Source organism: uncultured Bacteroides sp., assembly GCF_947632445.1.
Lineage (GTDB): Bacteria > Bacteroidota > Bacteroidia > Bacteroidales > Bacteroidaceae > Bacteroides.
On record NZ_CANRPM010000132.1, the window covers coordinates 1 to 2,852 of the forward strand.

General features: G+C 49.6%; 1 protein-coding gene. It reads right to left on the minus strand.

Going from position 1 to position 2,852, the window contains the following annotated elements; all coding sequences use genetic code 11:
- Window positions 1–94: 94 nt before the first annotated feature.
- Window positions 95–2,584, minus strand: coding sequence for a fimbria major subunit (locus Q0Z70_RS13430; RefSeq protein ID WP_298075308.1), 2,490 nt, complete (start codon window positions 2,582–2,584; stop codon window positions 95–97).
- Window positions 2,585–2,852 lie beyond the last annotated feature (268 nt).

A 2,852-nucleotide genomic window follows, 5' to 3' on the forward strand; every position in this document is an offset into this window, starting at 1 on the left:
CGTCGCGTGAGTTTTTCTTTCATTTTTCCGTTCATTTCCAATGCCTGACTTGCGTTTTTTTCCTTTATTTTCTCTCTTTTCAACCGGTTTCTGCTTATTGCAGCGTTACTGATTGATTTATAACATGCCACGGGAGGATGTGAATATCCAGACCGAGATATTTGTCTGTCGGGTCGATGTTCGGGATAATCGGCTGGCTCGGGTCGGTTACCGGAATACCGGGCTTCAGCAACGAACTGACGGTCAGTTTGTACCAGTGGTTGCGGACTACGCCTATATCGCCGACGCTTACCGGTGTTTCCGGTATTGCTGTTACATGGTGCCATATCGGTGCGTAATAGTACATGCGGCCAAACGCATAATAGTCGGCGACGTTCGCGAACTCGTATGCAATGGACAGGAACTTTCCGGGGGTGATGTCTACCGTCATCGGCTCACCTTTTTCGTCCTCACCTTTTATGATCAGTCTGTAGTCTTTTTTCAGACCGAGCATTACGCGACCGTCGCCGTTGGAGACGTTGGCAGCGGAAAGACGGAATATGCAATTCGTCAGCCCGTCATTGTCGTCGCCGTTGCTGTCCTCTTCCTTGTAGTTGAATTTGTCATGTACCGCGTTCAGGGATTCTTCGGTTACTCCATTATCTGGTGCGGATATCAAGTCCGTAAAGTAGGTGGACAAAAGCTGGGTCTCCTCGCCGGTGCCGTCGGCTTTCTGATAATACAATTTGATATTATTTCTAGGCGTGGTGAAGGTCACTACTTTTTCATCTGAGCCTTCACCCTCTCCGAAATAATCTGTGATGGTACGGGAAGTGGATGTCAATGAGTTGAATATCTGGCTGTAGGCATACTGCATATAGTTTGCGCGGTTCCAATAGCAACCTGCCGCATACAACTTGTCCGGTACACTCTCCAACAGATCCTGCGTAGATTTATATCCTTCATTTTTGGCTTTCTCTTCGTAAGCAGTTATTTCATTGCCGAGCAACAACTGTCCGAAGAAAACCACATGGGTCGCCGCGCCGCGCCATACATGGGTCGGGTCATCTATCAATTTTTGACCCAGCACGTTCTCGCCGCAGTAGCGGTACTTTAAGTTTTTGCGCAGATTGCCGTGCTGCAAATAGTCTTCGAGGGCGCCTTCTTTGATTTTGTCAAGGTTATCAGCGGCACTCGGATTCAATCCCATAGAAATCATGCGCATCTGCGTGTACGAATAGTAGTAGAGCGGCATATTCTGGGTGCCGTCTGCTTCATCGTCATCCCCACTACCCGGAACCTTATTCCGGTCTTTTATCTCAACAAACGAATTATGCGGTTTGGTGTCCATTGCTACGCGGTACTGTACGGGATAAACGTCCGGGTCGGCATAGTGGCCGTCGACTGCCCAGTAGCAGCGCGCATGCGGAGCGTCGTTCCAATATTGGAAGAATTCCGTTGATATACTATGAACGCTCTGGCTGTAGTGTTTTAGATCATCGGATGCTTTGGATATATCGCCGCGTCTGTCGTTCAGATTCTTGAAAAGGTACATACGGCGTGCGACCGCGTTGGTAGACCAGCCGAGCATCGCGAATGCCCAATCGGACTTCGTCGCGCCCGCTACCGTTGTCCCGGTGGCCTGTTGCACCTGGGTCGTTGCTCCATCTCCCGTCGGACGTAGCAGCAAGGGAAACTTCAAACCATCTCCCGTTACAGTGGACCCTGTACCCAGTGGCGTTTGATTCATGTCTGTGCTAATGTCAACCTCAACTTTTACGGCCAGACGCTCCACATGCACAGTCACAGGATCGCTCTCTGCCGCTTCCTTCGTCGCCTGGATATTATCCCTTATATCAACCAAATCATATATTGTTCCTGTTCCATGATCGGCGGTTAACTTAATGTCTTCGTCCTTATTCCCGGTGCCTAAATATACGGAATTCGTCATGGTGCAGTATTCGGTATCAACCCCTGACGGCGAGAAAATCACCACGCTTGAATTATCCCTGTTTATCACCTTATCGCTCAATCGTCTTGTAAGATACGCAAGCACATATTCGGCATCGTTGGCTGCCGCGCTTCCATCAGGAAGCGTTAATCCCTCTCTATTTTTGAGCGTGCTTTCCAGGGCAGTAAGTCGTTCTGGATTACCATTGAGTACGACAAGCACTTTCGTCGGCAGCGACTCACCTTCCGCTATCCTCACGTTGGCGGTGAATTTGCCGATGGTTTTCTCCAAATTGGTTCCGTCTGAACCGGCTCCGTATCTGTCGCCGGGAGTAACGTCCTTTATATCTACATCACCGGTCAACTCGCACATGGAGTGGAACGAATCGTTCTCGTTGAAAAGGATGGCGACATTCGATCCTTGTGTGGTCGTTATATCCTGCTCTGCGTGGTCGCCTGCATGGAAGTCACTGTCATCGGCGATGCCCGGCCAGGCGCGCGTAGCAGCCCCTCCTCCGTCAGACACAATGTTGAAGGACAGATAGTTTGTGCCTTCGGTCGTAAGGCCGTTTTCACCGCCTTCTTTGAGAAGGTCGTCCTTGCAGCCTCCCAACATACACAGCGACACAATCAATAATAAACTAATCTTTTTCATCTTATCTTTATTTAATGTTTAATTTTCGGTTACTCTATTCTCTTTCTTTATCCTGTTTCTTTTTTCTCTTTCTTTATTTTATTTCTTTATCCTATTCCTGTGCAAAGGTTTCCGCCTCTTCGATATGGTTCAGGATGCGCTCCGTATCGGGCATGCCTAAGGCTTCCGCCGCCTTTACTTTCGCTTTGGCTCCCTCGAAGTCGCCCTGCAGGGCCTTCAGCACGCCCCGCGCATATTCCGCTTCGGCGCTGCCGCCCGCCTTCGACAG

What these genes read in the sequence shown, in the direction of transcription:
- Q0Z70_RS13430 (WP_298075308.1), bottom strand. Translation starts at nt 2,584, where the DNA reads ATGAAAAAGATTAGTTTATTATTGATTGTGTCGCTGTGTATGTTGGGA.